The sequence below is a fragment of the Microbacterium sp. UBA7513 genome (assembly GCF_002478345.1).
GTDB lineage: Bacteria > Actinomycetota > Actinomycetes > Actinomycetales > Microbacteriaceae > Microbacterium.
The window spans coordinates 5,260-5,547 of the sequence record NZ_DLNJ01000026.1; positions in this window are offsets into that span (position 1 = coordinate 5,260).

A 288-nucleotide genomic window follows, 5' to 3' on the forward strand; every position below is an offset into this window, starting at 1 on the left:
GCGAGGGCATCCTCGACGAGGAGCTCTACAACGCGCCGCGCGAGGGCCTGCCCTTCGCCGACGACTCCGGCGACGACGCCCCCGAGGCCGACGCCGCTCCCACCCCGGAGCCCGCCGGCGCACGCTGACCCGGTCTCCTCACGAGCGCCCCACCTCCGTCAGGACGTGGGGCGCTCTTCGTCTCTCCCTCCCTCCCGCCGTCGACCCGCCCCTTTGCGTGCCTCCCGGCCCGTTGCGGGCGGTCGCAGAGGGGTGGGTCGACCGGAAGGGGGTGGTTCGAGGGGGAAG